General features: G+C 41.9%; 28 protein-coding genes and 1 pseudogene. 8 read left to right on the top strand and 21 right to left on the bottom strand.

The features are described 5' to 3' along the window. Positions 1–6: 6 nt before the first annotated feature. From AXF12_RS01330 to AXF12_RS01305, 6 genes are all read left to right on the top strand, one after another. On the top strand, positions 7–678 hold the full coding sequence (locus AXF12_RS01330) for a hypothetical protein (RefSeq protein WP_066427863.1): 672 nt from the start codon (positions 7–9) through the stop codon (positions 676–678). Further along, on the top strand, positions 599–1,330 hold the full coding sequence (locus tag AXF12_RS01325) for a YggS family pyridoxal phosphate-dependent enzyme (RefSeq protein WP_066427862.1): 732 nt from the start codon (positions 599–601) through the stop codon (positions 1,328–1,330). The genes AXF12_RS01330 and AXF12_RS01325 overlap by 80 nt, the downstream gene beginning before the upstream one ends. Before the next feature lie 92 nt (positions 1,331–1,422). Continuing rightward, positions 1,423–2,022 (top strand): LemA family protein, encoded by a 600-nt coding sequence (locus AXF12_RS01320; protein ID WP_066427861.1) that lies wholly within the window; start codon positions 1,423–1,425, stop codon positions 2,020–2,022. Next, entirely contained in the window at positions 2,023–2,514 is a 492-nt protein-coding gene (locus tag AXF12_RS01315) for a TPM domain-containing protein (protein ID WP_066427860.1), read from the top strand. A 25-nt stretch (positions 2,515–2,539) separates the two neighbouring features. After that, entirely contained in the window at positions 2,540–3,457 is a 918-nt protein-coding gene (locus AXF12_RS12375; protein WP_066427859.1) for a TPM domain-containing protein, read from the top strand. A gap of 26 nt (positions 3,458–3,483) precedes the next feature. Then, positions 3,484–4,305, top strand: coding sequence for a TPM domain-containing protein (locus AXF12_RS01305; protein ID WP_082752952.1), 822 nt, complete (start codon positions 3,484–3,486; stop codon positions 4,303–4,305). A 267-nt stretch (positions 4,306–4,572) separates the two neighbouring features. Here the strand turns inward: AXF12_RS01305 and AXF12_RS01300 are convergent, their stop codons facing one another. From AXF12_RS01300 to AXF12_RS01285, 4 genes are all read right to left on the bottom strand, one after another. Continuing rightward, on the bottom strand, positions 4,573–4,935 hold the full coding sequence (locus tag AXF12_RS01300) for a winged helix-turn-helix transcriptional regulator (RefSeq protein ID WP_066427858.1): 363 nt from the start codon (positions 4,933–4,935) through the stop codon (positions 4,573–4,575). A gap of 53 nt (positions 4,936–4,988) precedes the next feature. Next, entirely contained in the window at positions 4,989–5,999 is a 1,011-nt protein-coding gene (locus tag AXF12_RS01295; RefSeq protein ID WP_066427857.1) for a Gfo/Idh/MocA family oxidoreductase, read from the bottom strand. 132 nt (positions 6,000–6,131) lie between these two features. Beyond that, positions 6,132–6,548 carry a hypothetical protein gene (locus tag AXF12_RS01290; RefSeq protein ID WP_066427856.1) on the bottom strand — a complete coding sequence of 139 codons (417 nt, stop codon included), beginning with the start codon at positions 6,546–6,548 and terminating at the stop codon, positions 6,132–6,134. Between the two features lie 211 nt (positions 6,549–6,759). After that, positions 6,760–7,746, bottom strand: a complete 987-nt coding sequence (locus AXF12_RS01285) for a helix-turn-helix transcriptional regulator (protein WP_066427855.1) — start codon at positions 7,744–7,746, stop codon at positions 6,760–6,762. 129 nt (positions 7,747–7,875) lie between these two features. Between AXF12_RS01285 and AXF12_RS01280 the strand changes: the two genes are divergently transcribed. Then, positions 7,876–8,736 carry a CPBP family intramembrane glutamic endopeptidase gene (locus AXF12_RS01280; RefSeq protein WP_066427854.1) on the top strand — a complete coding sequence of 287 codons (861 nt, stop codon included), beginning with the start codon at positions 7,876–7,878 and terminating at the stop codon, positions 8,734–8,736. A gap of 269 nt (positions 8,737–9,005) precedes the next feature. Here AXF12_RS01280 and AXF12_RS01275 read toward each other — a convergent pair whose 3' ends face one another. The 12 genes and pseudogenes from AXF12_RS01275 to AXF12_RS01215 all read right to left on the bottom strand — a co-directional run. Further along, on the bottom strand, positions 9,006–9,734 hold the full coding sequence (locus AXF12_RS01275; RefSeq protein ID WP_066427853.1) for an aldo/keto reductase: 729 nt from the start codon (positions 9,732–9,734) through the stop codon (positions 9,006–9,008). Continuing rightward, the gene (locus AXF12_RS01270; protein WP_231909880.1) at positions 9,712–9,999 is read right to left on the bottom strand and encodes a hypothetical protein; all 288 of its coding nucleotides are present in this window, start codon (positions 9,997–9,999) and stop codon (positions 9,712–9,714) included. The genes AXF12_RS01275 and AXF12_RS01270 overlap by 23 nt, the downstream gene beginning before the upstream one ends. A gap of 79 nt (positions 10,000–10,078) precedes the next feature. Beyond that, entirely contained in the window at positions 10,079–10,903 is an 825-nt protein-coding gene (locus AXF12_RS01265; protein ID WP_066427852.1) for an alpha/beta hydrolase, read from the bottom strand. 51 nt (positions 10,904–10,954) lie between these two features. Then, complete coding sequence (locus AXF12_RS01260) at positions 10,955–11,677, bottom strand: nitroreductase family protein (RefSeq protein WP_066427851.1); 723 nt, start codon at positions 11,675–11,677, stop codon at positions 10,955–10,957. An 846-nt stretch (positions 11,678–12,523) separates the two neighbouring features. Further along, a complete protein-coding gene (locus AXF12_RS01250; protein WP_066427849.1) occupies positions 12,524–12,889 on the bottom strand; it encodes a nuclear transport factor 2 family protein in 366 nt (121 codons plus the stop codon). Between the two features lie 163 nt (positions 12,890–13,052). Then, a complete protein-coding gene (locus AXF12_RS01245; RefSeq protein ID WP_066427848.1) occupies positions 13,053–13,502 on the bottom strand; it encodes a MarR family winged helix-turn-helix transcriptional regulator in 450 nt (149 codons plus the stop codon). After that, positions 13,477–13,929: an EVE domain-containing protein gene (locus tag AXF12_RS01240; RefSeq protein WP_066427847.1), complete on the bottom strand. Its 453-nt coding sequence runs from the start codon at positions 13,927–13,929 to the stop codon at positions 13,477–13,479. The genes AXF12_RS01245 and AXF12_RS01240 overlap by 26 nt, the downstream gene beginning before the upstream one ends. Further along, positions 13,930–14,304: a DoxX family membrane protein gene (locus tag AXF12_RS01235; RefSeq protein ID WP_066427846.1), complete on the bottom strand. Its 375-nt coding sequence runs from the start codon at positions 14,302–14,304 to the stop codon at positions 13,930–13,932. It lies immediately after the preceding gene. Between the two features lie 173 nt (positions 14,305–14,477). Continuing rightward, positions 14,478–15,293 (bottom strand): alpha/beta hydrolase, encoded by an 816-nt coding sequence (locus AXF12_RS01230; protein WP_009421548.1) that lies wholly within the window; start codon positions 15,291–15,293, stop codon positions 14,478–14,480. Between the two features lie 130 nt (positions 15,294–15,423). Beyond that, positions 15,424–16,275 carry a hypothetical protein gene (locus AXF12_RS01225; protein ID WP_231909881.1) on the bottom strand — a complete coding sequence of 284 codons (852 nt, stop codon included), beginning with the start codon at positions 16,273–16,275 and terminating at the stop codon, positions 15,424–15,426. Between the two features lie 186 nt (positions 16,276–16,461). Next, positions 16,462–16,839: a VOC family protein gene (locus tag AXF12_RS01220; protein ID WP_009421531.1), complete on the bottom strand. Its 378-nt coding sequence runs from the start codon at positions 16,837–16,839 to the stop codon at positions 16,462–16,464. 76 nt (positions 16,840–16,915) lie between these two features. Then, positions 16,916–17,644: pseudogene (locus tag AXF12_RS01215) on the bottom strand (AAA family ATPase); the annotation flags it as partial. 249 nt (positions 17,645–17,893) lie between these two features. Between AXF12_RS01215 and AXF12_RS01210 the strand changes: the two are divergent. Further along, positions 17,894–18,610 carry a transposase gene (locus AXF12_RS01210; RefSeq protein WP_231909882.1) on the top strand — a complete coding sequence of 239 codons (717 nt, stop codon included), beginning with the start codon at positions 17,894–17,896 and terminating at the stop codon, positions 18,608–18,610. A gap of 13 nt (positions 18,611–18,623) precedes the next feature. On the opposite strand, the gene AXF12_RS01205 is transcribed toward AXF12_RS01210, so the two are convergent. The 5 genes from AXF12_RS01205 to AXF12_RS01185 form a co-directional block, all read right to left on the bottom strand. Next, positions 18,624–19,310: a hypothetical protein gene (locus AXF12_RS01205; protein WP_066427843.1), complete on the bottom strand. Its 687-nt coding sequence runs from the start codon at positions 19,308–19,310 to the stop codon at positions 18,624–18,626. Between the two features lie 7 nt (positions 19,311–19,317). After that, positions 19,318–20,004 (bottom strand): hypothetical protein, encoded by a 687-nt coding sequence (locus AXF12_RS01200; RefSeq protein WP_066427842.1) that lies wholly within the window; start codon positions 20,002–20,004, stop codon positions 19,318–19,320. A gap of 77 nt (positions 20,005–20,081) precedes the next feature. Beyond that, the gene (locus AXF12_RS01195; RefSeq protein WP_066427841.1) at positions 20,082–20,303 is read right to left on the bottom strand and encodes a hypothetical protein; all 222 of its coding nucleotides are present in this window, start codon (positions 20,301–20,303) and stop codon (positions 20,082–20,084) included. A gap of 90 nt (positions 20,304–20,393) precedes the next feature. Continuing rightward, on the bottom strand, positions 20,394–20,723 hold the full coding sequence (locus AXF12_RS01190; RefSeq protein ID WP_143325029.1) for a hypothetical protein: 330 nt from the start codon (positions 20,721–20,723) through the stop codon (positions 20,394–20,396). Positions 20,724–20,746: 23 nt separating this feature from the next. Continuing rightward, entirely contained in the window at positions 20,747–22,900 is a 2,154-nt protein-coding gene (locus tag AXF12_RS01185; protein WP_066427839.1) for a peptidase domain-containing ABC transporter, read from the bottom strand. Between the last annotated feature and the right edge of the window lies 1 nt (position 22,901).

Genomic DNA, 22,901 nt, shown 5'->3' with positions numbered 1-22,901 from the left:
TAGCGTATGGAAGGTGTATATTTTACAGTGGCAAATGGAGTGCTTGCGGGGCTATTGCTATTAGTGCTGCTAAAGCTATTGTTTGCCATAAGCGCTGATAGGCGATGGGAGCGGTGTAGCATTGCGGTGATAGCCTATGGGGAGATGCCTGTCGCTATTTATTGGGGGAATTATTGCCATAGTACGCCTCACTACTCTTGCAGTGGGGTTTATACCAATGAGGCTGATGGGACGAGGGCAGACTCTTTCTTGCCAGCAGGCACTTATGTGAAAATGGAGGTAAGCGAGCAGGAAGGGGAGCGGTTTGTCTGTCAATTATTGCCTGAGAAGATTGATCTGCGATGGGTAGCGCCTTTTTGTGGCAAGAGGTGTGCACTTGATGAGCAGCACCTCAATTATCGGGCACTTAGGGCTGCGGCAAAGCAGATAAATAGCAAGGAGAAAGTAGTGTGCTTTAAGATACTTGCTGACCAGCGTGTGGAGCTGTCAGTAGGCAGTAGTGCGCTGATAGCCACAGAGAAGATTGACCCTACAGCGCAACAGATCGTAGTGCAAGTATACCCTCCTACGTGGGTAGAAGGTGAAGAAGATGATACTTATGGAACATATTATAGAGAATATCAAGCAAATAGAGGCGCGCATCACTGTGGCGTGCGAGCGTGCAGGAAGGGCGCGTGAGGAAGTGAAGCTGCTCTTGGCGACCAAGACGGTTACTCCAGAACGCATCAAAGTGGCTTTCGCGGCGGGCTATACGCTCATCGCTGAGAATAAGGTGCAGGAGCTTAAAGAGAAGTATGAGGCGCTGAGCGATGTGCCGCATACCAATCACTTTATTGGGCATCTGCAAACCAATAAGGTCAAGGAGATACTGCGCTATGGCGTGAGTTGTGTGGAGTCGGTAGATAGGCTTGATTTGGCACAGAAATTGCAGCAGAGGTTAGCCACAGAGGATAAGCACCTCGATGTGCTCTTGCAGGTGAATACCTCAGCTGAGGAGAGCAAGTACGGCGTGGCACCCGACAAGGCTTTGGACTTGGCAAGAGCCGTAGCCCAGTGCGACCGCCTGCACATCAAAGGACTGATGACCATAGGGCTTTTCAGTGCGGAAGAAGAGAAAGTGCGCGTGTGCTTTCAGCTCTTGCGGCGTTTGCAGGGCGAGATAGCCGCCTTAGGGCTGCCAGGGGTGGTGATGGAAGAGCTTTCAATGGGTATGAGTGGCGACCTTGAGATTGCCATTGAAGAAGGAGCTACCATCGTGCGCGTAGGCACTGCCATATTTGGTAAGAGGGTCTACCCCGATAGTTATTATTGGAAAGAGAGCAGAGAGTAATAAGTAGAGAGTAATGAGTAATGAGCTGACTTCTAATTTCTAATTCCTCATTTTCTAATTTCTATTTTGTAAACAATTAAAAATAAGCATATATGAAAAAATCATTAGTAGTTATTTTAGTCCTCGTAGGGCTTGTATTTATAATTGGCTCCTTTTGGGTGAGCAAAAGCAATGAGATGGTGCGCCTGAAGAACACTGCCGAAGCGCAGTGGGCGAATGTAGAAACCGCCTATCAACGCCGTGCTGACCTCATCGGTAACCTCGTGAAAACCGTGCAAGGTGCCGCCGACTTCGAGCGCAATACACTCAAGGAAGTAGTAGAAGCCCGTGCCAAAGCCACTTCGGTGAATATTGATGCCTCTAAGCTCACGCCTGAGACTGTAGCACAGTTCCAAGAAGCACAATCTGGACTTACTTCCGCACTCTCGCGCCTATTGGTAACCGTTGAAAAGTATCCCGACTTGAAGGCAAATCAGAACTTTTTGCAATTGCAATCGCAGATAGAGGGCACTGAGAACCGCATCAACATAGAGCGCACCCGCTTTAACGAGGCGGCTAAGCAGTACAACACTTATATTGAGCTGTTCCCTAATAGCATTATTGCCAGCTTCTCAGGCAGAACAAAGATGCCGCTCTTCAAGGCTCAGGCAGGTGCAGAGAAAGCTCCAGAGGTAAACTTTAATTTTAACTAAATGAAGGTTGCAGATTTCCTTACCGCTACTGGGGAGGCACAGGTGATCGCTGCTATTCGCACTGCTGAGGCAAATACCTCAGGGGAGATACGGGTGCATTTGGAGTCAGGCTTGAGGGATGAGGCGTCAGGCGTCAGTTCACGCCCCACACCCCAGACCTCAGACCCCACACCTGATGCCGTCTTGGTGCGTGCAGTGGAGGTGTTTCATCATCTTAAAATGGAGCAGACTACCCAGCGCAATGGGGTGCTCTTCTATGTGGCAGTTGCCGCAAAGCAGTTTGCTATCTATGGTGATGAGGGTATCAACAAAACTGTGCCCGAGGGCTTTTGGGAGGAAGTAAAGCAAGTGCTCGGGGTACATTTCCGCAAGGGGCAATTTGCTGAGGGCTTAGAGGCGGGTATCTTAATGGCTGGTGAGAAGCTCAAAGCGTATTTCCCTGTGCAAGAAGACGATGTTAATGAGCTCCCCGATGAGATTTCTGTGGGTTGATGTTTAAACCCTTATCTAAGTAGAAATGAAAAGCTATATGCTAAAAGCTAAGTACTATGCACTATGCATTATGTACTGTGCACTATTCTTCTGCCTTCAATTCGCTACAGCACAAAACCTTCCTGCCTTAAAGAACAAAGCTGAGGCGGTGCAGGACTATGTGGGTTTGCTTTCCGAGAGCGATCGCACAGCTCTCAATGAGAAGCTGAGGTCGTACACCGATAGCACCTCCACGGGTATCGTCATTGCCATAGTGGGGACAGTAGACGATGATATTAACTACGAGGCGGCACAACTGCTTACCAAGTGGGGCGTTGGTCAGAAAGGTAAGGACAATGGCGCGCTGATACTAATGGCAGCTGAGAGTAGGCGCGTAGCCATCTCCACAGGCTATGGAGTTGAAAGCATTCTTACCGATGCCCTTTGCAAGCAGATTATTGAGCAGGATATGATCCCTGCCTTTAAGCGTGGTGACTATTACGCAGGCTTTGATGCGGCAACCACTTCCATTATGCAGGTGCTACAAGGCACTTTTAAGCCGAGTGCTACTGATAAGTATGTGGATAACTCACAAAACTATATCATAGGGGGAGATAGTGCTTCCTCTTCATTTTGGAATGAGTTATTAGAGGCTTTTGAGAGGTTTTCTACTTTTTTCATTCTTTTCTTGTTCTTTTCGTTGCTTAGTCTAAGTCTACGACTATTAGAGGCGTGGCGTTATCAGAGGGAGAAAAATAAAGAGATAAAAGCAAAAGGAAAAAGAGGACACATAACTTTCTTAGAAGCATTCACTATTATTAATGCTCAACATTACAGTACAGATGAGGATAGCACTACCTATAGCCGTTCAGGAAGTAGCAGCTCTCGGAGTTCAAGTAGCTCTTCCTCAAGTAGCTTTGGAGGAGGACGTAGTGGGGGCGGGGGAGCCAGTGGTAGTTGGTAAGCTAAATTAATATAAAAAAGAATCTTATGCTAAAAGCTAAAAGCAACATATTAAAAGCTAAGCACCATGCACTGTGCACCATTCTCTGTGCACTATTCTTCTGTCTGCAATTCGTTGCGGCGCAAAACCTTCCTGCCTTAAAGAACAAAGTTGAGGCGGTGCAGGACTATGTGGGGTTGCTTTCCCAGAGCGATCGGGCAGCCCTCAATGAGAAACTGCGCTCCTACGCCGATAGCACCTCCACGGGTATTGTCATTGCCATAGTGCGGACAGTAGACGATGATATTAACTACGAGGCGGCACAACTGCTTACCAAGTGGGGCATTGGTCAGAAAGGGAAAGACAATGGCGTGCTGATACTAATGGCTGCTGAGAGCCGCAAGGTAGCTATCTCCACAGGTTATGGGGTAGAGAGCTATCTGACCGATGCGTTGAGTCGGCAAATTATTGAGCAAGATATGATACCCTCCTTTAAGCGTGGCGACTATTACACAGGCTTTGATGCGGCCACTACTTCCATTATGCAGGTGCTACAAGGCACTTATAAAGCCGATAAGCGCACCGCAGTGAATGATGCTAAAGACATCTTTGCTGCTATATTCGTCTTTGTAGTCATCGCGTTGCTATTTATCTTAGCCATAAAACGCGGCAATAAAGGCGGCGGCAACGGCAATAACTCACGCGGCTTAGACCTCTTCGATATCATTATGCTCTCCAGCTTAGGGCGTAGCAGTGGCGGTGGTTTCTCATCAGGCGGCTTTGGTAGCTTCGGTGGTGGGAGCAGCGGAGGCTTCGGCGGTTTTGGTGGCGGTATGGGCGGCGGTGGCGGTGCCAGCGGTAGTTGGTAATCCATAGCAACCTAGAAAGAATTAACTGAACGTACGATAATTATACCGATTATTTATTAGGAAAACACAAAAACAGCCTAAGCGCACTATTCGCTTAGGCTGTTTTTCAATATATAATGAGAATACCTTTAAAGCTATTACCTAATGTACCAAACCGATATACTTATCTTGTATGTAGCTAATAACGTTTTATATCGGTAAGGCTACTGACACCTAACCCTTGGAATACAGTAATAACATAAAGAGCAGATCCACTCACGAGTTATTTCATTTCTGATTCAAGCGTTTATACTTAGCCGCCCATTCCCTAAACACCACCAGCGCAGGAAAAAGCTCAGTGGTGATATAGGTTAGTTCATATTCCACCCTTGGTGGCACCTCGTTATAGGCGTGTCGCCTCACCAACCCAGCCTCTTGCAACTGACGCAAATGTACAGTAAGCATCCGCTCACTTAGTTGGGGCAGCCGTTGCTTAATTTCCCCAAAACGCAAGGCTCCATTGCTTAGCTTACGAATGATAAGTAACTTCCATTTGCTCCCAATAAGATCTAAACCATAGGTCAGATCCGCATCTTCACTGATAGAGCGCTCTACAGAATTATAGGGAGCGACTTCTTTTTTTACCTCCATAAAAAACTGATTATTCCATTACTAACTAAATATACGTATACCCCTAACAGCATTTACACTGCAAAGATAGCATTTTTTGACAAATCAATCACGCGTATTACTTCAAGTGCCTCAGTAGCAGGCACGGGGTTCTTTGCCCCGCAAGCGAGATGCTGATAGAGTGCCTCGTAAAAATGCATATAGTTACCCTGCTGGGCGGTCGTTTCTTCGCGTTTATCAAGGGTGTGAAGTATCCCATTCGGTGCACTTACTTTTGGTAACCATTTGGAGAAAGAAGGTTTTGCGCCCTTATCCAAAGCCTCTTCTTGTGCATCAAAACGCTGCTGCAAAAAGCTGCCTTTAGTGCCGTGGAGTTTGTATTCCCATTGCCGTTCAAGGGCAAAAGTAGTGGAGATAAGGCGCACGCGTAGCTCCTTAGGGTAGTGTAAAAGGATCTCAAAATAGTCGTTCGTGAGCGTGCCTTCGCGCATATAACCGAGATCGGCAGCAATGCGCTGCGGTGTACCAAAAAGCACCAAGGCTTGGTCAATGAGATGTGCGCCAAGGTCGTGCAGCGTTCCCCCACCAGCCTCGGCGGTCTCCTTGTGTGCTTTGGCACTGAGTGTTGGGCGAAAGCGGTCGAAGCGCATCTCCACTTGCTTGAGATCGCCCAATACGCCACTTGCCACTATTTCTTTTACTTTTAGAAAATCACCATCGTAGCGGCGATTTTGGTATACTGTAAGACTGAGTGCCTTCTCGGCTGCAAGGCGCACCAAATCGGCAGCCTCATCAGCATTGACCGTAAAGGGTTTTTCCACTAGGACGTGTTTGCCTACCAAAAGAGCCGCACGGGTGTACTCATAATGGGTTTGCACAGGGGTATTGACCACTACCAGATCAATTGCAGGGTCCGCAAGCCCCTCAGCTACACTGCTGAAGTGTTTTGCCTCGGGGTAAAGGCTTTGGGCTTGCGGGGTATGACGCTCCACGACCCCGTAGAGCTTAAAATGTGGGTGCGTCGCAATAAAAGGTGCGTGGAAGAGTCTTCCGCTCATTCCAAAAGCTGTTAAAAGTACATTCATCTGATTTAAAAACTACAAAGGATGGATATATTACAAAAAAGGCTATCCAAAAAGTCTACTTGTAACATTAGTTTATTTATTTAGTCACATACTGCAAGACCTTTTAGGTAGCCTTTAATTAAGGGGAGCATTTTAGCTTTCTAATTCACTAACAGCTTTGTACAATATCTGTTTACCTTTGTAGTACATAGCGCGGGCGATACCTACATTTGCCTTATCTCTATCTAAGACAAGTATAGAAAAGTAATCCCCTGTATTACTTACTGAGATGATATAAATTACTTTGTCTGTCTCAATATGAATAAGCTCCATTTTCATCTCAACAACCCCTTGGCTGGAAGTAATCACACTTCTCACCTTATGAATAACCAATAACATTGAAGAAATATCGTCCTCAATAATCTTTGCAAAGGGGGTACCATTGCTCACTTTTGAAATCATAGAACCATCGGAATAGCTCATTACCCCCATAAATAAGAACCCTGGCACGGTATTACTTGCCATTACACAATAGTCGTCAATTATCTTTTGTAATTCTGCTCCTGTCATAAAAATAATAGTTTAAAATTAGTACCACAAAGGTATTAAAAAAATAAACGATAAATTACAATAAAAAAGAAAGAATTTTAATACTTATTTTGAAACTACCTTATAACCAAATAGATACATATCAATTAACTTAGTTGTTTTTCTCAACTTACAGCTAGCTTTATTCAGTATATACGTTGCACAGGATGTCGTCCTACGGTCTGATCTCTGACTACTGCCCTCTGACCCCTGACGCTGTCTCCCCCCACCGCCTTTTAAACGCCACTGAAAAGTGTGAAGAGTCATCATAACCGCACTCCCACGCGATTTCCTTTACACTGCGGTCGGTGGTGGTGAGCAGCCTTCGCGCCAATTGCATCTTGTGCTCAAAGAGATACCCGTAAACCGTAGTGCCATAGAGTTCTTTAAAGCCATAACACAGTTTCTTCTCGTTAAGCCCTACCGCTCGCGCCAACTCTGCAATGGAAGGCGTATGCAGCAAGTCGGCAGTGATAAGCCGCACCACTTCACCCATACATTCACGGTCGGCAGCCCTTTTGCAGTACTTATAAGCAGGCACAGCACTCTCAACAGTAAAGAGATGTAAGAAAAGTTCCAACAGCTTCGCATCGGCATACGCCTTGGCAGCAACTCCCAACGCAGGCGCACACTGCAATTGCCCCACAAGCTCACGCAGTATCGCTGCTTTGGCAGGACTGTGTTGCAGTGGCAAGAAAAAGTTCTCCCCCGTATCGTAACGCTCAAAGTGCACACTAAACACCTCAGGATACCGCAGTGCCATTGCCTCAAACTGTGCCCCCGAGACAGCCACAGAGCGCAAACTGTAAGGACTATCCGCGGCAAAAGTCTCCTTGGAATAACATTCTTCCTTACTGAAAAAGAGATGATACTGCCCCTCAAAGAGCGTGCGCTCCGCTACCTCGTGCGTATGGATAGCAAAGCCTTTCGCCGCCTTGTCTATAAAGCAAAAGCGCACCGAAGGGATCGCCCACTGCTGCTCCAAATGCACCGCCTCGGGGAAGGTCATCGCCCATTGGTAAACAAAGTGCGTCCCCGCCTCTTGCGTTTGCAGCGAAAAGCAATCCGTATCGTCCATAAGCGCACTATACGACTGCTGAAGCGCAACCTCACTATGCTTATCAGCCTCGCGCTTCTCCATTGCCATCGCTTGTAAATCTTCTCCTGTGATGTGTAACATATCTTTTGGCTATTGAGATAAAAGCATTTGCTAACGAAATAAAAGGCATTACACACCTATCGCTGTACCTTTGCCCCGTATTTCACCGCAAAGGTAGCAAAAACATTGTAACTAACAAAATATTTTATAATGATGACACATAAACAAACATTGAGAAACGTCCTTATCTTCACCGCTGTAGCCGCCTTTATCGGCTGGATAGGCGGTTGGATCGACAGTATTTTGCCCGACCAAGGGGCGCACACCGAACCCGATACCATAGGCGCCGCACTATGGATCGCCAGCCCGCTCATTACCGTTATTCTCCTGAGAACTTTCGGTGGCGATGGCTGGAAGGATATGGGGCTAACGCCTCACCTGAAGGGCAACAAGCGTTGGTATCTGCTCTCGCTACTCGTCTACCCCGTTATCTATGGAATCACCATTGGATTAGGGGTGTGTTTCGGCTGGGCTGATGCCTCAAAGTTCAGCCTAAGTGCTTACCTGCCTATCTTTGGCTTTTGGATTGCCTTTGAGTTCATCAAAAATATCTTTGAGGAATCCGTATGGCGCGGCTACCTCACCCCTAAGGTGAGTCTGCTCATAAAGCGCGATTGGCTGTTCTACGGGGTGGTAGCCACCATCGTATGGCTATGGCACATCCCTTACTACCTCTTCTTCTTAGGCGAGGACTACCTGAATATGTTCTTCCCTTATGGCAAAGTCGCAATGGCACTGTATTCACTGATAGTAGCCTTCTGCTGGACACCCCTCTTTGTGGAAATGTTCTTCCTCACCCGCAGCCTTTGGCTCTGCATTATAATGCACACTGTTGAGGACGCCCTCAACCCACTCATCTCAGGAGGCTTTGTCCACATCCCCGATGACAAGATACTGCTCATCTCCCCCACTTATGGCATTATCCCGATGACCCTCTTCCTCCTCTTAGGCTTATACCTACGCAAACGCCGATTATCACTTATAGGGGAGAGAGAAGTGTATAGTGTATAACGAAAATTAAAAGTGAAAAAAACGAGAAGTCAGCAGGTCGTAGAGCAACACCCTACCTCCTGCTGACATCTTGTTTCTAAATTATTCATTATCTTTGCCGCACAATGATTCAGATTTACAACTAGCAGAATATATTTCAACAGGCGGCTCTCGGGCAAACGTTCCGTCTGAGAGATGAGGTGCTTATCCTCGTGGAAGAGGGGAGTGTGGTGGTGGTGCGCAATGGCGTTCGGGTAGTAGGGGAGCGCGGTAGCGGCCTGCTGTTTGTCTCAGGCGATGTGTGTACCTTTGAGGCACTTTCGCCCGAGGCGCGCTTTACGGCGATGGTCGTTCTTGGCAAAGGTGCTTTCTGCTTTGATTTTCCCTGTCAAAAAGCCTTTGCCGAGCGGACTGTAAGGTACAAAGCCAATACCGAGTTCCTCTAAGGTAGGAATGATAGTTGCCTCAGGAATGCGCCACATCATAGAATACTCACTTTGGAGGGCTGTTACAGAGGCTACAGCGTGTGCGCGGCGTATCGTCTCTGCATCGGCCTCTGAAAGTCCATAATGGCGTATTTTGCCTTCTTTAATAAGCGACTGCATCGTCAGGGCAACCTCCTCAATAGGCACTTTGGGGTCTACACGGTGAAGGTAGTACAGATCGATATAGTCTGTACGCAAGCGGCGCAATGAGTCTTCTAAGGTGCGCCTTATGGTCTCGGGGCGTGCATCTAAGTTCATTTTGCCATTAGCAGCGTCTATACCATAAATGCCGCATTTAGTAGCGAGTACCACCTCTTTGCGGAAAGGCTGTAATGCCTCACCAACAAGCAATTCATTGTCATCATACGCCTGAGCGGTGTCAAAGAAAGTTACCCCTAAATCGTGTGCAGTGCGTATAAGTTGCACCTGCTCAGCGTGCGATAGCTCCGTAGTGCCATAGCCGTGTGAAAGCCCCATACAGCCAAAGCCAAGTGCTGAGACTTGCAGATTGTTACCTAAAATTCTCTTTTTCATTTCTTATCTTTTTAAGATCTTTTTCTAGCTGCAAAGGTACTGCTTTAAGTCCATCAAAATGCTTGCGCAAAGCCTCAAATACTCCTGTTTTACAGATTTTTGTACCTATACACTCTACAAAATCGCCTATTTTTTTACCCCCACTACACCAGTCGTCCCACCATACATCAAGGACTTCTACATCTCTAACATATTGCTTGTTACTCTGTCGCATACAAGCAAAGCCTTCATTTCCTACAATATTGGTAATTTTATATATTTTCATTTGATAAATTAGTTATTAATGTTTAGTCATTAGTAAATAGGGGCACATCGGCAAATTGACAAATCGACAAATCAACTCATTATCTCAAGTTTTTCAGCATAAACTGTGTCATCATCTCTGCTGTTTCCGCTTCTTTAGCAGTAAACAAATGGTCTCCTCTTTCAATAAGACTTACCTTACAATGCTTGTAGAAAAAAGGCAAATTCTCGCTATAGGTATAGGATATCATCCGATCACCTGTGCCGTGAATCACCAGCACCTTGCCTTTGTAGGTACTCGCTTTCTGAATGAGTTTGCAGCGTTGTGCCGAGAGGATATAGTCTTTCCCCACAGTTACCTTCCCTCCAAAAAAGGAAAGCTCCTCAGGTACATTCAATGGGTCGAAAGTGGCATCAAACAGTACCCCTTGTGATAGTATGTCGTGAATTGTAGAAGCAGGTGCTAACAAGCCTAATGCTTTAACGTTTTTCTTTCCTAATTCGGCACTCAAAAGCATCGCTATAGCCCCTCCTTGCGAGTGTCCTATCAAGCCTATCTTACCTACGAAAGGGAGTCTTTTAGTAAATGCCATTATGCGCCGTGCATCTTCTAACTCATTATCTAACGACATTTTCTTAAAATCTCCTTCACTTTCGCCGTGTGCGTTAAAGTCAAAGCGTACTGAGGCAATACCGTGTGCCGCTAAGCTATCTGCCAAAGTAGCATATAGCTTTTTGTCTTTATTGCTAGTCAGTGCGTGAAAGATAATCACAGTAGGGATTTTCTGAGACTTTTTCACAGTATCAGGAGTGGTTACCACTCCGCGAAGTGTTCCTACAGCTCCCTGAATAGTTACAGGCTCTGTTTTGGCATTTACCAAGTTAATAGTAACTAAAAAAGTAAAAATAATATTCCTAAGTTTCATATATTTGAATTATTAAACAGTTATTAGTATCTAATCATTATTCATTAACCATTAATCATTATGTCTGTACACTTCCTCAAACGGCAATCTAAACCTTTCGCCCCAGATACCGAGCTGTTCACGAAGTCCACAAGTAATCACCATATTCACTTCTGCTCCGCAAGGTAGGTGCAGTAGTTTCTTAATACGACGGCTGTCGTAACCCTCTAACGGACAAGTATCGTACCCTTCCTCTGCCATTGCTAGCATAAAGGTCTGTGCTACGAGTCCACAGCTTTTGTGTACACTTACGCGAATATCGCCTTCCGAGAGCTGTTGCATCATAGGACGAAACCAACTGGTAACCATCCCAAACGCTTTGCGGAAGAGTCCTAGTAGCCCAAAAAATCTACTATACACAAAGGGCATCAGTTTGCCGTAATATGCCTCTTTATCTTTAATACGCTTGGCTTGCCTTTCGGGCGGACTGTTCCGCTGTACATTACCACGCTCAAACTCCAAGATAGCACGAGCGTGAGCGCGGTGTTTGTCTTGACGAGTAACGAAAACCACCATTTGTTGTGCCGTGGTAGCCGTACGCTGTTCGAGGCAGGCGTGTGCTAATTTCTCTAACAAAGCCTTATCAGTGATGTGGTAGAGCTCGTACAACTGCATATTAGAGCTGGTAGGTGCCAGTGTGGCGAGTTTAAGACATTCGCGCACCTTTTCCTCACTGATGGGCGTAGGCTCATAATAGCGTACCGCCCTACGAAAGTTTAAAATATCTTTTAACATAGAATTAGTGTTTAGTAGTCAGCTAAATTTCCTGACATTTCTTATTGATTTTTATTTTGTAATGACAAAATTACAAAAAGAAACTGAAACGAACAAAATATTGAAGCTGTTTAAACTTTTCCCTATAATAAAATAAAAGTTCCCGAAAATTAGTAATTTTGTGTTTGAAAAAAAAGAACACCAAAATTCAGGAATTTTGGGCAAAGATACAATAAATAATTGGATTATTTCCTTTTTAAGTGTAAAAAAGAAGGTTTAGCTTTAATAATGGAGAGCAACCAGATGTTTATTTTGATGAAGAATTGTACAAAAATAGGTTTAAAATTGAACAAGCAAATGGTTGGCTTTACGGATATAAAGGTTTGATAATGAGATATGAGTATCTTGATGTAACTTGGATTGGAATGCTCCTATTAGGGTTTATCTCCAAGTTCCTCAAAAAAGTTTAAACACGTTTATTATGAAAAAAAATAATATTTTTATTTAAGTACTATAATTTTAAATATATTTCATTTATTTGTATACTCTCATTCTTTATAAAACTTTCTAAAAAACTTCCATAACCACCCATTGCCTGTGAGAAAATGGTATCTTTGTAAATACTTTAGGCTTTTTCCTACGGGAAAAAGCCTAATTTATTCGTTTTTCTATCTTTTTTCGAAATGCCAAAGGTTGCCTAAGCTATAAGTTAGCCTTTGGGAAAAATGCCACAAGTCCATAAAGTGTTTTTGTAAGGTTTTTTCACCTTAAAAATACCTAAAACACCCATTGCGTTGCTGTTTTTCATTGTGCCATTAGCTAAAAAAGCATTTGCGCTATACGTGGCACAAGGGAAAACGCTTTTCTTTATTCTCTGTTGTTCATCGTCCAGCAGTCGGTGATTTTCCCGTCTTTAATTTTTAGAAAATCAGTACCTACTTTCACTGCTTTTTTATCTCCTAACGTAGCGGTTACGCGCCAATAAGCAGCAATAAAGTCCTCATCGCGAAAGGGTCCGAGTACAATCTCATAATGCAAGGCATCTGCCTTAGAGCGAATGGTATTAATCCACGCTTTGGCACTGGGGATATCGATTACAGATGCCGGAGGAGGGGTAGAGTCGGAAGTTAAGTGCGCTTTGAAAGTAGGAGATAAAATCTCATCGGCAAGGTCGAGATTTCCATTCCACATCTGTGTCCATTTTTCGTAAATTTTAATTGCTTCTGTATTCATCTTTATAATAGAATTTAAAATCGTGCAAAGGTAGGGAATAATTAGCGAAATAGAAAATTAGGGAATTGCTCAATTATTCTCCGCTTTTTCCTTCAAAGCATTCACTCCATTAATACCCAAACAAAAAACTATACCAAGGATAGCAAGGAGTAAAACGATTCTGTTAATTCGTTAAAAGTTTGTGCAGTTGAGCGTTGAACGAGGGCTGTTCGGTTACCAAAATACTGAAAAATTCATCGTCGAAAGCCTCGACCTTAGCGACAACTTGTGCGATAAGTTCGGCACCTTTATCAGTGATAGCAACTACTTTGGCGCGGGTGTCGGTCTTGTGTTCTTCCCTTGTGATGAGGTCTTTGCTCTGCAAAGTGCGCACCACTTGCGAGGTAGTCATTGGGTCTATCTTGGTGAAATTTGCCAAAGATACCTGCGTGATTTCCTTTCCTTGTTGGGCGAACCACTGGGCACTCGCCAAGAGTACAAACTGGGGATGTGTGAGGTCGAAAGGTTGCAACACTTTTTTGATTCCGCGTTGCCATAACATACTTACCTGCCAAAGTAAAAGCCCTGAGCTTTCTTCGGCTCTTAAACTAAAAATTGAGTGCTGAGAGGTCATTGTGTAACATTTTAGAGGCTATAAGTTTAAAATCGTTCTCGGATATTTCCAAAATACCAAAGCGAAAAGGATATCCCCACGCTTTTTTGTTGGGGATAAAGTCCAATAGCTCGATAAGGTCGGCTATGGGCGTTTCTTCGCAGTCTACAAAAGTAATATTTCTCCTAAACGGACAAAAATTTTCACTCATCTGAAAGGCATAGACTTCCTCGTCTTTCACTCTGCCAATAGCCGTGAAGGCTTGGCATTTGTCTTCCTTTCCAAAATAGCGTTTGGAAGAGTAATAGAGAATACCGTCTCCCTCCTGCATACGTTTCAAAGGCTGTGCCTTTCCGTGGCAAGCTTGGGCAAAGCCTCCCGCAACGCCCATTTGTACGTGGTCTCTGCTCGCCACGATAATCCAATATTTGATAGGTCTCTTTTTCATTTATAAATGGAATAGGAATTCGTAATAATTTCTATATGAATATAGTAAAAATACATTCATCAAGAAAATAAATAAGCCAGGTCCTACCACAGGAGGAGCTACAAATAAGTGAAATAGCAAAATATTGATAGAGATAGGTAACAATATCAATACTGCTAAGGGCGTTAAATACCCTGAGAGTAACAAAATTCCTACAATCAATTCTGTTACTTGCACAAAAGTAAGCAAATAGCCCGTTTCTTGGAAAGCTTGCATAATATGTTGTGCTTTTTCAGGCATTTTTGGTTTAAAAGCCTTGATAAAAAGAGCGTTCACTGGAAATACTACCAATATAAGCCCTAATACAATACGTACAATAAGTGTAGCGGTTGTCATAAAAATTAATATTTGTAATTCGGGCGCAAAGGTAATATGTTTTTATATAATAAGCAAACTTACTATATATTATTTTATAAATATTTTTTTGAGGTGTAGGTATTACTATGAGTTGGGGATATAAAAACTCCCCATAGATGGTTTTTGTATCTATGGGGAGGGTGTTTTATAATTTACAACTGTTTCTTCAGCCATTGGGTAACCTCTTGGGCTAAGGTATCCTCTTTACCTGAAAAACCGTGATCGGCGCGGTCTATAAGGGTTAATTCAGATTTTTTGTAGAAATAGGTAAGGTATTCGCTATATGAGTAAGGCACTGCCCTGTCGCCTGTACCGTGAATGAGTTTTACGGCACCTTTGTATTGCTTGGCGGCTTCAAAAGGTTTCATACGTTGCCCTGCTAAGATGTATTCTTTTCCTAAAATTACTTTTCCTCCCATAATACTTATCTGTTCGGGTACGTTCAGCGGGTCAAAAGAAGCACCTATAAAAGAACCTTTTAGCATATCGTCGTGGATAATTACTCCTGGGGCGAGTAGGGTTACCGTTTTTATTTTGCTCTTTCCCAATTCTCCACTGAGCAGAATTGCTACCACACCTCCTTGTGAATGCCCTAAGATACTTATAGAGCTTACAAAGGGGAGTTTCTCTACATACTGAACGATACGGCGGGCATCTTCTACCTCATTGTCGATGGTCATATTTCTAAATGAGCCGTCACTTTCTCCGTGTCCGTTGAAGTCAAAGCGTACGGAAGCGATATTTTCCTTGGCGAGACTTTCGGCGATGGTAGTATGCATTTTCTCGTTGATATCCCCTGTAAGTCCGTGAAAGAGAATCACCACGGGTACTTTCTTTCCGTTTAGGTTGTCGGGAGTAGTTACCACCCCACGGAGTTTGCCTACTGCTCCTTGTATTTCTACAGGCTCTGTTTTGGCATTGATTGCTGTTGTTGCCATAATGAGTAATAAAATTAAAATTTTCTTCATTTTTTTTACTTTTAGTATTTTTACAAGATAAATATTTATGGGCAAAGGTAGCAAATAATCAGCTAATTAAAAAATCCCCACTGGTAGATTTTTCTATAAGCGGGGAGGGGGGGTGTGTTTTCTAAAGGTTCTATGGCTTTTCAGATGTTAGTGAAGGAGAGGCACTATAGCCCCCTACGAACCATTCATTTTTTTCACTATCATATCTTAGAATCTCTACAGATGAATTGTCCTTGACATAGAAAAAATAAGTGAAATTTTGATATTTAGCTCTAAAAATATAAGAAATTGCTACATTATCAGGGGCTAATTTGAGCCTTATGAGCAATTTTCTTATAAAAAGAGAGGTTTCTTTGTCTTCTTTTAGGGTTTCAAAAGATTTATTTATATCGGAAATGCGTTTTCCAAGATTATTATCGGGAATGTAGTCATACATTTCATTGGTTTTAGGGTTAAAGTAGCCTAATATATTAGCTCTCCCTCCGGATTGTTGTCCTGCTTCTATATGAAAATAGAATATACCTTTATATTCTTTGGTTTCTATACTATGTGCGAGATTTGCAAAAGCTCCCGTATGAGGGTATAATCCTATGTAATAGGTCTTGTGTGTCATTGTAGTTAGATCAAAACTTACGGCGATTACTACTCCCCAACAAGAATAGAAAACAAGTAGCTTATTTTCTAAATGGAATCCTTTGATGATATTATAAGTATAATATGCGCCTTCTCCTATTGATTTTCCAAAAATCCAATGAAGGTCTTTTTTATAAGTAGAAATAAAGATTTTTGTAGAAATACTCGTTTTTTTATTTATAAATAAAGTACGGAACTCTGCTTGCTTCTCACCACTATCATCTCTGACTAATTGTAGAGAAAAGTCCTCGAAATCTTGTTTGTAGATGGTATCTATATCTGTCTTAGTTTGACTAAACATATTTTGAGAATAGCTAAGTATAAAGATTAAGAATAGGAATGTTCTCATAGGCTAATTTTTAGAGGATTGTTCGATTTTATCGAGTTTAATTCCTAACCAAATGGCGAATTACAAATGACGAACGACGAACGACGAATGACGAATGACGAATGATGAGTGCAAAGGTAGTGAATAATTAGCTAATTAAAAAATCCCCGCCGGTAGATTTCTCTTTCAATGGGGGATTTTTCATTTTTATTCGGGTGCGGAATAGGTTACGATATCTATTCCGATGCCGTTGGGATCTATAATGGCAAAATGGCGGTCGCCCCAAGGCTCTTCGCGTAAGTCTATGGCAATGGGCACGCCCTGCTCTTTTAACTTGTGGTAATACTCATCTACATTCTCTACTTCAATGGTGAGGTATACGCCCTGTTGGGTAAAAGGTTTTTGGAAGAGAGGCTGTTGCGAAGGGTGGTTAGGCAACAAAAAACTGATTTCTGCCTCCTGATTGGGGGTGTGCAACAGCAAATAAAAGTCGTTTTCAAAAGTAACGCCAAATTGCAATACTTGGGTGTAGAAAGCCTTGCTTTCGGCTAATTTCTCGGTGATAATACCTGCGTTTAATTTCATTCTGATAATGTATTTGTTATTCGGGGCAAAAGTACCGCAAGCGCAGGGAATACAATTGTAAAAAACGGACAAAGTTTTATTTCTTACATTCTCCTATACTTTTTAATAAAGCATCATATTGTTCCTCATCCTTTTCTTTAATCTTTTTTAAAATATATTGAGCCATTGTTCTCATTTCTGGAATATCAACAGGTCTCATGCTTCTTTCAAATAACCCCTCTAAATGAGAATATTCATTATCAATTCTATCTGCCAATGTTACAGCTTGTTTGTCTCCTTCAAAAAATTTTAATAGTTTATCTTTATCGTTTATGTCTGCATTAGGATATTTATAGAATAAGAAAGCTTCTAAAAATTTTCGTGTATTATTAGCAAAATTATAGAATAAGCTATGTTCATTAATATCATTTTCTTCTGCAATAGAACATTTATATATTTGATGAAATAAATAATTAAATTCTGTTACATAGTTTTTTAAATAGTTTGGCATTATAATTAATTTACTTTCATCACTTTCCCTAGTAAGTAAAAAATATGAAATTATATTTTCCTGACCGTCTTTTTTAGAAAGATAATTTGAAAATCTTTTCAGATATTTGAGAAAATCTAAATTATGTGTTGATATAAATAATTGTTCAAATTTTTTTGGTTGAATGATTTCTGAACTTATCAAACTATAAACAAAAAATATGTGATTCCCATCTAAACTTGAAATAGGATCATCTATCCAAATAATAGGATTCATATTTTTAGTATCAATGTCCTCAAGTTTAGCCATAAAATAGCAAAAAGATATTAAACTACATTCTCCTTCACTTAAATGATATGCTTTTTTCCCATTTCTAACAACGAACCTGTTTAAACTTTTATCTTTCTAAGGAAAAACCTGTTTAAACTTTTCAAAAATAAAGAAGTTCCAGAATTTTTAGTACTTTTGTATTGTCAAACTAAAAATCTAAAAAAAACTGGAACTATGTGCAAAGATACAATAATTAATTGGATTATACCTTTTTTGAGTGTAGGAAAACGAGGATTTTCTTCAAAATTCTGTCTTATGAAAATTATTACACTGATTTTTAAGAGATTAAAAACAGGATGTCAGTGGAGAGAAATTCCTATAAAAGAGCAATTTGAAGAGGGAGAAATCTCTTGGAACACCATCTATTACTACTTTAACAAGTGGAGCAAAGACGGCTCATTTCAGAGGGTATGGCTTAATATTTTAGAGAAAAACAAGAGTAAGTTAGATCTTTCTTGTGCTCAAATAGATGGTAGCCATAGTAAGACAAAAGGAGGAGAAAGTAGAGGGTTTCAAGGTAGAAAAGCAGCTAATACGACAAATGCTATTTTCCTTTGTGATAATCAGAGACAAATGTTAGCAATGAGTCCTCCAATGGCAGGAAATCATAATGACCTGTACGAAATAGAGAAGAATCTAAAGGCTATTTTTGAGTTCTTAGAACAGGCTGATATAAATACAGAGGGACTATTTATAAGTGCAGATGCAGGTTTTGATAGTCAGTCAGTTAGAGATTATTTAGAGAGTAAAGATATTGTTGCTAATATCAAGGGAAACCCAAGAAATGGGGGTGAAAGAGATAATTATTTTGATGAAAAGTTATACGAAAGAAGATTTACAATAGAAAGGGCTAATGCTTGGATAGATGGGCAAAAAGCTTTATTGGTCAGATATGAAAAGTTAGATGTCAATTGGGTGGCGATGCATCTATTAGCATTCAGTTTTTTCTTCCTTAGAAAAATAAAAGTTTAAACAGGTTCTATAATTAAAACTTCCAAAATACATTGCCAAAGGCAATACCTATCCCAATGTAATCACCTTTGATAGGTGTGCTCTCGTCTCCTAAACGATAATCGGCAAGGCTATAGATTGCTTTGAGTCGTAGGAAAGAACCATCGCGCCACCAACGTGTTACTGAAAGTGTAGGGCGGAAAATAAAACTGCCTTTACTGCGCGAGAGACGTTTACCATTACTGGCTAAACCATCACGCGAACGATACTGCCGCTCTCCGTAGCCTAACCCTGTTTGCACATCAAAGGTATACCTGCCAAGAGTGTAGACGCTATAGCCCAGCTCTAACATTGCCATATAAGTCTCTTTGCCTTCACTTTCTGCCATCTTACGCCCTTGAGGGGCATTGTCGTAATTGGGGTAATATACCCATAAGGGCTGGGTTACTTTATTAGAGATACTGCCAATGAATATATTTGCCGAAAAGCCGTACTGCCTTACGCCAGCCCCCAAGCCTATATCTAACACCCAACTGATAGGGTCGTCATTGCGAGTGCTATAACCCCCAGAAGTATCCCAGAGAGCATAGAAGCCATCGGCGGGAGTGATGTCGGATATGGGTTCTATATACTTAGGAAGTTCTTTAACGATTGTGTCTTGCTCTTGTGCTTGGCAAAGTGTTGTTAGTATGATAAAGATTATAGTCGAAAGATGCTTCATAAAGGTGTTATTCTTTTACTTCAAATTTAAAATTGATGTAATCCTGATTTTCCTTATTTGTGATTTTACCTTCTGCTTTGGTAAAATAAGTAACTATCTCATCTTTGGGAACGTCTCTATTCTTTTCATTTTCAAACATCCAATCAAAAGTATCTCCCATTAGAGTAAAGTTATACCACGTTTTTATAGAAACATTCTGTTTACCTGAAAGATAGGACTCTGTATAGTATATCTCACCTTTTTCATTAAGTTTTATAATGAAATGAGCCTTTTCATCCTTCACTAATTTCAATAATTGCTCAGCCTGAGTATTTGCAGGCGATAATTTATAGGTATTAGATGCTACTTTCTCTACTGTAAAATACTCTAAGTGCTCTGCTTTGTTCAAAAATTTACAGATAAAGACTGCTTTTAGGGTTAACGCACTTAAAGAGGATTTTCTCTGTTCTTCTTTTCGAGGGTCTGAAGGAGTGAAAACACACTCTTTAGCTTTATAAAGGTTTGATGAGATGAGAAAGTGCCCTGTGAGATGTTGCACCTTACCCTCTTGCTGGTTATCAATATTAAAACTCACCTTTTTATCTTCAAAGATAAGGCTTCTTGGTGTCCATACCTGTTTAAATTCTTTTACCGCATCTTGGGCTCTTAATGGTATAGTAATTAATATTATGAATAAGGCTAATATTTTTTTCATACAATTAATATATTTCTAATAAGAAGGCTACCTAAAACTGTTATATTGCTCTTAGGTAGCCTTCTCATAATTAGTAATTAAAGTGTTACGCTAACGCCATAAGCATCTGTAATCTTTTCTCCTGTTATCTGATCACGAATTGTAAAAACCTTTGGTCGAAGATGTCTCTTACACCAGTCTATAAAACCACCTCCTTCAATTACCTTGAGTTCTTTAACACTAAGTGCCTCAACTCCTTTTACATTGTTAAGCTTATCTAAGCTCAACATCTCTGTTTTTTGTTTTTGTTCTGTTTTCATTTGTTTAAAAATTTTAAAAATTAAATACTATTACTCGAAAGATAGCCTCGCGCGCTTGCTATCTTATTTCGGGTGCAAAGTTAATATCGCTCAGTGCAGAAACCTTGCACTGAGCAAATTTTCTTCAAAAATATTTGAAAAAAGTGTTGTTCCTCCTGAAATCATTTGTGCTTCTCCATTGGAAATAGCTACAATTTTAATCTCTACTACCAGCTGAAAATCATTGTCATATCTATAACACTGCGCTTTCCTGTCATAAGAGACTGAGGCACCTAAGTCTTTTAAATAAGTGAGCATATCAAAGAGTCTGCGTCTGCTTACTCCAAGGTGAGAGGCTAATTCTTCAGGAGTAATTATCTGTTGCTGTTCTATATATTCGTGCAGCTTTCTGATTTTTTCATACGTGTGTAGTTTCTTCATAGTCATTATCTTTTTTATTATTTTTATACGAGGTTTTGAGCACTCCAAAGTTTATGGTACAAACCTTGTTTTTGTAAAAGCTCTTGGTGCGTACCTTGCTCAGCAAGCGTACCTTTTTCGAGCACTAAGATAGTATCGGCACTGGCAATAGTGCTCAATCTATGGGCAATGACTATCACAGTGCGCCCCTGAGCTTTAAAGGCGTCTATAGTTTGCTTTACTACTTGCTCTGAGGCAGTGTCGAGGGCTGAGGTTGCCTCATCAAGCAGTAGGAGTTGTGGGTCTTTGTAGAGGGCACGGGCAATCGCAATACGCTGTTTTTGTCCGCCTGAGAGCTGTGCTCCATTTTCACCTACTTGTGTTTCAAAACCGTAGGGCAACTTCTCTACAAAGGCAGTGATACCGAGTGCTTTACACAGATCATATACGCGTTGCAGGTTGGGGAAGTTATCACCAAGGGCGATATTTTCAATAATAGAACCCGAAAAGAGGTCTACTTGCTGCGGTACAATTCCTACAAAGGAGCGCAGACTTTGCACGTCAATGTGGCTCACTTCATAGCTCCCGATAGTGATTTTGCCAGCCGTCAGGGGATATAGGTTTTGCAGAAGAGCAAAGAGTGTGGTTTTGCCGCTGCCACTCTCCCCCACAATAGCTGTGATAGTGCCTGCTTTGATAGTAGCATTGAAACTCTCGAATACCTCTGTGCGCGAGCCATAACGGAAGGATACATTTTCAAAAACTATATCCGTAAAATGCTCACGAGAGAGCGTTACTTTGTTTTCTGTTTTTTCGCGCTCTAAGTCCATTATTTCAAAAAGGCGGTCGGTGGCAATCATTGCGTTTTGTAGCGTCTTATTAGCCCCTATGAGCGAAGCCACAGGCGTAGTGAAGTACCCTACTAAGGCGTAGAAAGAGAAAAGCTCCCCAGGTGTCAGTGTTCCTTTGAGTACATAGCCCGCCCCTACCCACATCAGTATCACGGTGAATACAGCCGCCAAAAACTGTGTAGAAGTGCTTGCAAAAACGCCATTTAGTCCCGATTTATAGATGGTAAAAAGTAACTTTACAAACCTATTTTCTGTCTTGCTGTCAGAAAACTCCTCCAAAGAAAACTCTTTAATAGTGCGCACGTGGGTGATGCTCTCCACTAATTGGGTCTGTAACTGGGCACTATCCTCCATTAGCTTTCGCTCTACACGCTTGTTATAACGGTTGTAGAGGTAATAGACTAAGGCGTATAGTGGGATAATCGCCAGCATTATAAGGGCTAAAGTAACGTTGTAGACGAACATTAAGGTGAAGGAAAACAGCACAATAAGCACATTGACCACCAAGTCAATGGCCACATCGTTGATAAAGGCGCGTATCTTCACCGCATCATTGATACGCGAGGTGATTTCCCCTATTTGCATTGTGTCAAAAAAACGTTGCGGCAAACGCAAGAGGTGTTTGTAATATCCGAGAATGAGGCGGGCATCGATAAGTTGGCCTGTCTTGAGTATAAAAACACTCTTTTTAGTGCCTATATACGCTTGCAAAAGAATAATGAGCAACATCACTACACTCATCAAGTTGAGCAAATTGCCATTGCCATCTACCAATACGTAATCGGTTATCTTTTGTATGTAGATAGAGGTAGAAAGCCCCAAAAGGGTAAAGATAAAAGCCCCAAAAAGTGCCTGAGTGAGCACTACCTTATGCGGAGCGATAAGCTCAATAAACCGCTGAAAGTTGCTCACTTTTTCATTACGTGCTACAAAGCTATCGTCTTTCTCAATAAGCACTAAGACGCCCGACCATATTTTGCTAAACGCCTCGTAGGTATAGCGCACCATCTTGCCCTCAGCGGGGTCCATAAGGTGTACGTGTGTTTTGTCCACTTTATAGAGCACCATAAAGTGCTGCAATTGTCCTTCGAGCACAGTGTGAGCGATAGCAGGGAGCGGCAACTCTGTGAGTGCCTCTAACGGAGCCCGCACCCCTTTGGCTGTGAGTCCCATCTTTTCAGCTCCCTCAATAAGCCCCATAAGATTGGTGCCGCGCTTATCAGTATGCACTAACTGGCGGATATGGGCAATAGGCAATTGCACACCAAAATAGCTGCCAACAGAAGCGAGGCAGGCAGCTCCACAATCGCGGATATCGTGTTGTTTTATGAGACATTGTTTCTTCATA

Origin of the sequence: Capnocytophaga haemolytica, assembly GCF_001553545.1 — a bacterium.
GTDB classification, from domain to species: domain Bacteria; phylum Bacteroidota; class Bacteroidia; order Flavobacteriales; family Flavobacteriaceae; genus Capnocytophaga; species Capnocytophaga haemolytica.
Note: the sequence above shows the minus strand (reverse complement) of the source record. Positions and strands in the feature narration are given on the sequence as shown.

What these genes read in the sequence shown, in the direction of transcription:
- AXF12_RS01330 (WP_066427863.1), top strand. Translation starts at nt 7, where the DNA reads ATGGAAGGTGTATATTTTACAGTGGCAAATGGAGTGCTTGCGGGGCTA.
- AXF12_RS01325 (WP_066427862.1), top strand. Translation starts at nt 599, where the DNA reads ATGGAACATATTATAGAGAATATCAAGCAAATAGAGGCGCGCATCACT.
- AXF12_RS01320 (WP_066427861.1), top strand. Translation starts at nt 1,423, where the DNA reads ATGAAAAAATCATTAGTAGTTATTTTAGTCCTCGTAGGGCTTGTATTT.
- AXF12_RS01315 (WP_066427860.1), top strand. Translation starts at nt 2,023, where the DNA reads ATGAAGGTTGCAGATTTCCTTACCGCTACTGGGGAGGCACAGGTGATC.
- AXF12_RS12375 (WP_066427859.1), top strand. Translation starts at nt 2,540, where the DNA reads ATGAAAAGCTATATGCTAAAAGCTAAGTACTATGCACTATGCATTATG.
- AXF12_RS01305 (WP_082752952.1), top strand. Translation starts at nt 3,484, where the DNA reads ATGCTAAAAGCTAAAAGCAACATATTAAAAGCTAAGCACCATGCACTG.
- AXF12_RS01300 (WP_066427858.1), bottom strand. Translation starts at nt 4,935, where the DNA reads ATGGAGGTAAAAAAAGAAGTCGCTCCCTATAATTCTGTAGAGCGCTCT.
- AXF12_RS01295 (WP_066427857.1), bottom strand. Translation starts at nt 5,999, where the DNA reads ATGAATGTACTTTTAACAGCTTTTGGAATGAGCGGAAGACTCTTCCAC.
- AXF12_RS01290 (WP_066427856.1), bottom strand. Translation starts at nt 6,548, where the DNA reads ATGACAGGAGCAGAATTACAAAAGATAATTGACGACTATTGTGTAATG.
- AXF12_RS01285 (WP_066427855.1), bottom strand. Translation starts at nt 7,746, where the DNA reads ATGTTACACATCACAGGAGAAGATTTACAAGCGATGGCAATGGAGAAG.
- AXF12_RS01280 (WP_066427854.1), top strand. Translation starts at nt 7,876, where the DNA reads ATGATGACACATAAACAAACATTGAGAAACGTCCTTATCTTCACCGCT.
- AXF12_RS01275 (WP_066427853.1), bottom strand. Translation starts at nt 9,734, where the DNA reads ATGAAAAAGAGAATTTTAGGTAACAATCTGCAAGTCTCAGCACTTGGC.
- AXF12_RS01270 (WP_231909880.1), bottom strand. Translation starts at nt 9,999, where the DNA reads ATGAAAATATATAAAATTACCAATATTGTAGGAAATGAAGGCTTTGCT.
- AXF12_RS01265 (WP_066427852.1), bottom strand. Translation starts at nt 10,903, where the DNA reads ATGAAACTTAGGAATATTATTTTTACTTTTTTAGTTACTATTAACTTG.
- AXF12_RS01260 (WP_066427851.1), bottom strand. Translation starts at nt 11,677, where the DNA reads ATGTTAAAAGATATTTTAAACTTTCGTAGGGCGGTACGCTATTATGAG.
- AXF12_RS01250 (WP_066427849.1), bottom strand. Translation starts at nt 12,889, where the DNA reads ATGAATACAGAAGCAATTAAAATTTACGAAAAATGGACACAGATGTGG.
- AXF12_RS01245 (WP_066427848.1), bottom strand. Translation starts at nt 13,502, where the DNA reads ATGACCTCTCAGCACTCAATTTTTAGTTTAAGAGCCGAAGAAAGCTCA.
- AXF12_RS01240 (WP_066427847.1), bottom strand. Translation starts at nt 13,929, where the DNA reads ATGAAAAAGAGACCTATCAAATATTGGATTATCGTGGCGAGCAGAGAC.
- AXF12_RS01235 (WP_066427846.1), bottom strand. Translation starts at nt 14,304, where the DNA reads ATGACAACCGCTACACTTATTGTACGTATTGTATTAGGGCTTATATTG.
- AXF12_RS01230 (WP_009421548.1), bottom strand. Translation starts at nt 15,293, where the DNA reads ATGAAGAAAATTTTAATTTTATTACTCATTATGGCAACAACAGCAATC.
- AXF12_RS01225 (WP_231909881.1), bottom strand. Translation starts at nt 16,275, where the DNA reads ATGAGAACATTCCTATTCTTAATCTTTATACTTAGCTATTCTCAAAAT.
- AXF12_RS01220 (WP_009421531.1), bottom strand. Translation starts at nt 16,839, where the DNA reads ATGAAATTAAACGCAGGTATTATCACCGAGAAATTAGCCGAAAGCAAG.
- AXF12_RS01210 (WP_231909882.1), top strand. Translation starts at nt 17,894, where the DNA reads ATGAAAATTATTACACTGATTTTTAAGAGATTAAAAACAGGATGTCAG.
- AXF12_RS01205 (WP_066427843.1), bottom strand. Translation starts at nt 19,310, where the DNA reads ATGAAGCATCTTTCGACTATAATCTTTATCATACTAACAACACTTTGC.
- AXF12_RS01200 (WP_066427842.1), bottom strand. Translation starts at nt 20,004, where the DNA reads ATGAAAAAAATATTAGCCTTATTCATAATATTAATTACTATACCATTA.
- AXF12_RS01195 (WP_066427841.1), bottom strand. Translation starts at nt 20,303, where the DNA reads ATGAAAACAGAACAAAAACAAAAAACAGAGATGTTGAGCTTAGATAAG.
- AXF12_RS01190 (WP_143325029.1), bottom strand. Translation starts at nt 20,723, where the DNA reads ATGAAGAAACTACACACGTATGAAAAAATCAGAAAGCTGCACGAATAT.
- AXF12_RS01185 (WP_066427839.1), bottom strand. Translation starts at nt 22,900, where the DNA reads ATGAAGAAACAATGTCTCATAAAACAACACGATATCCGCGATTGTGGA.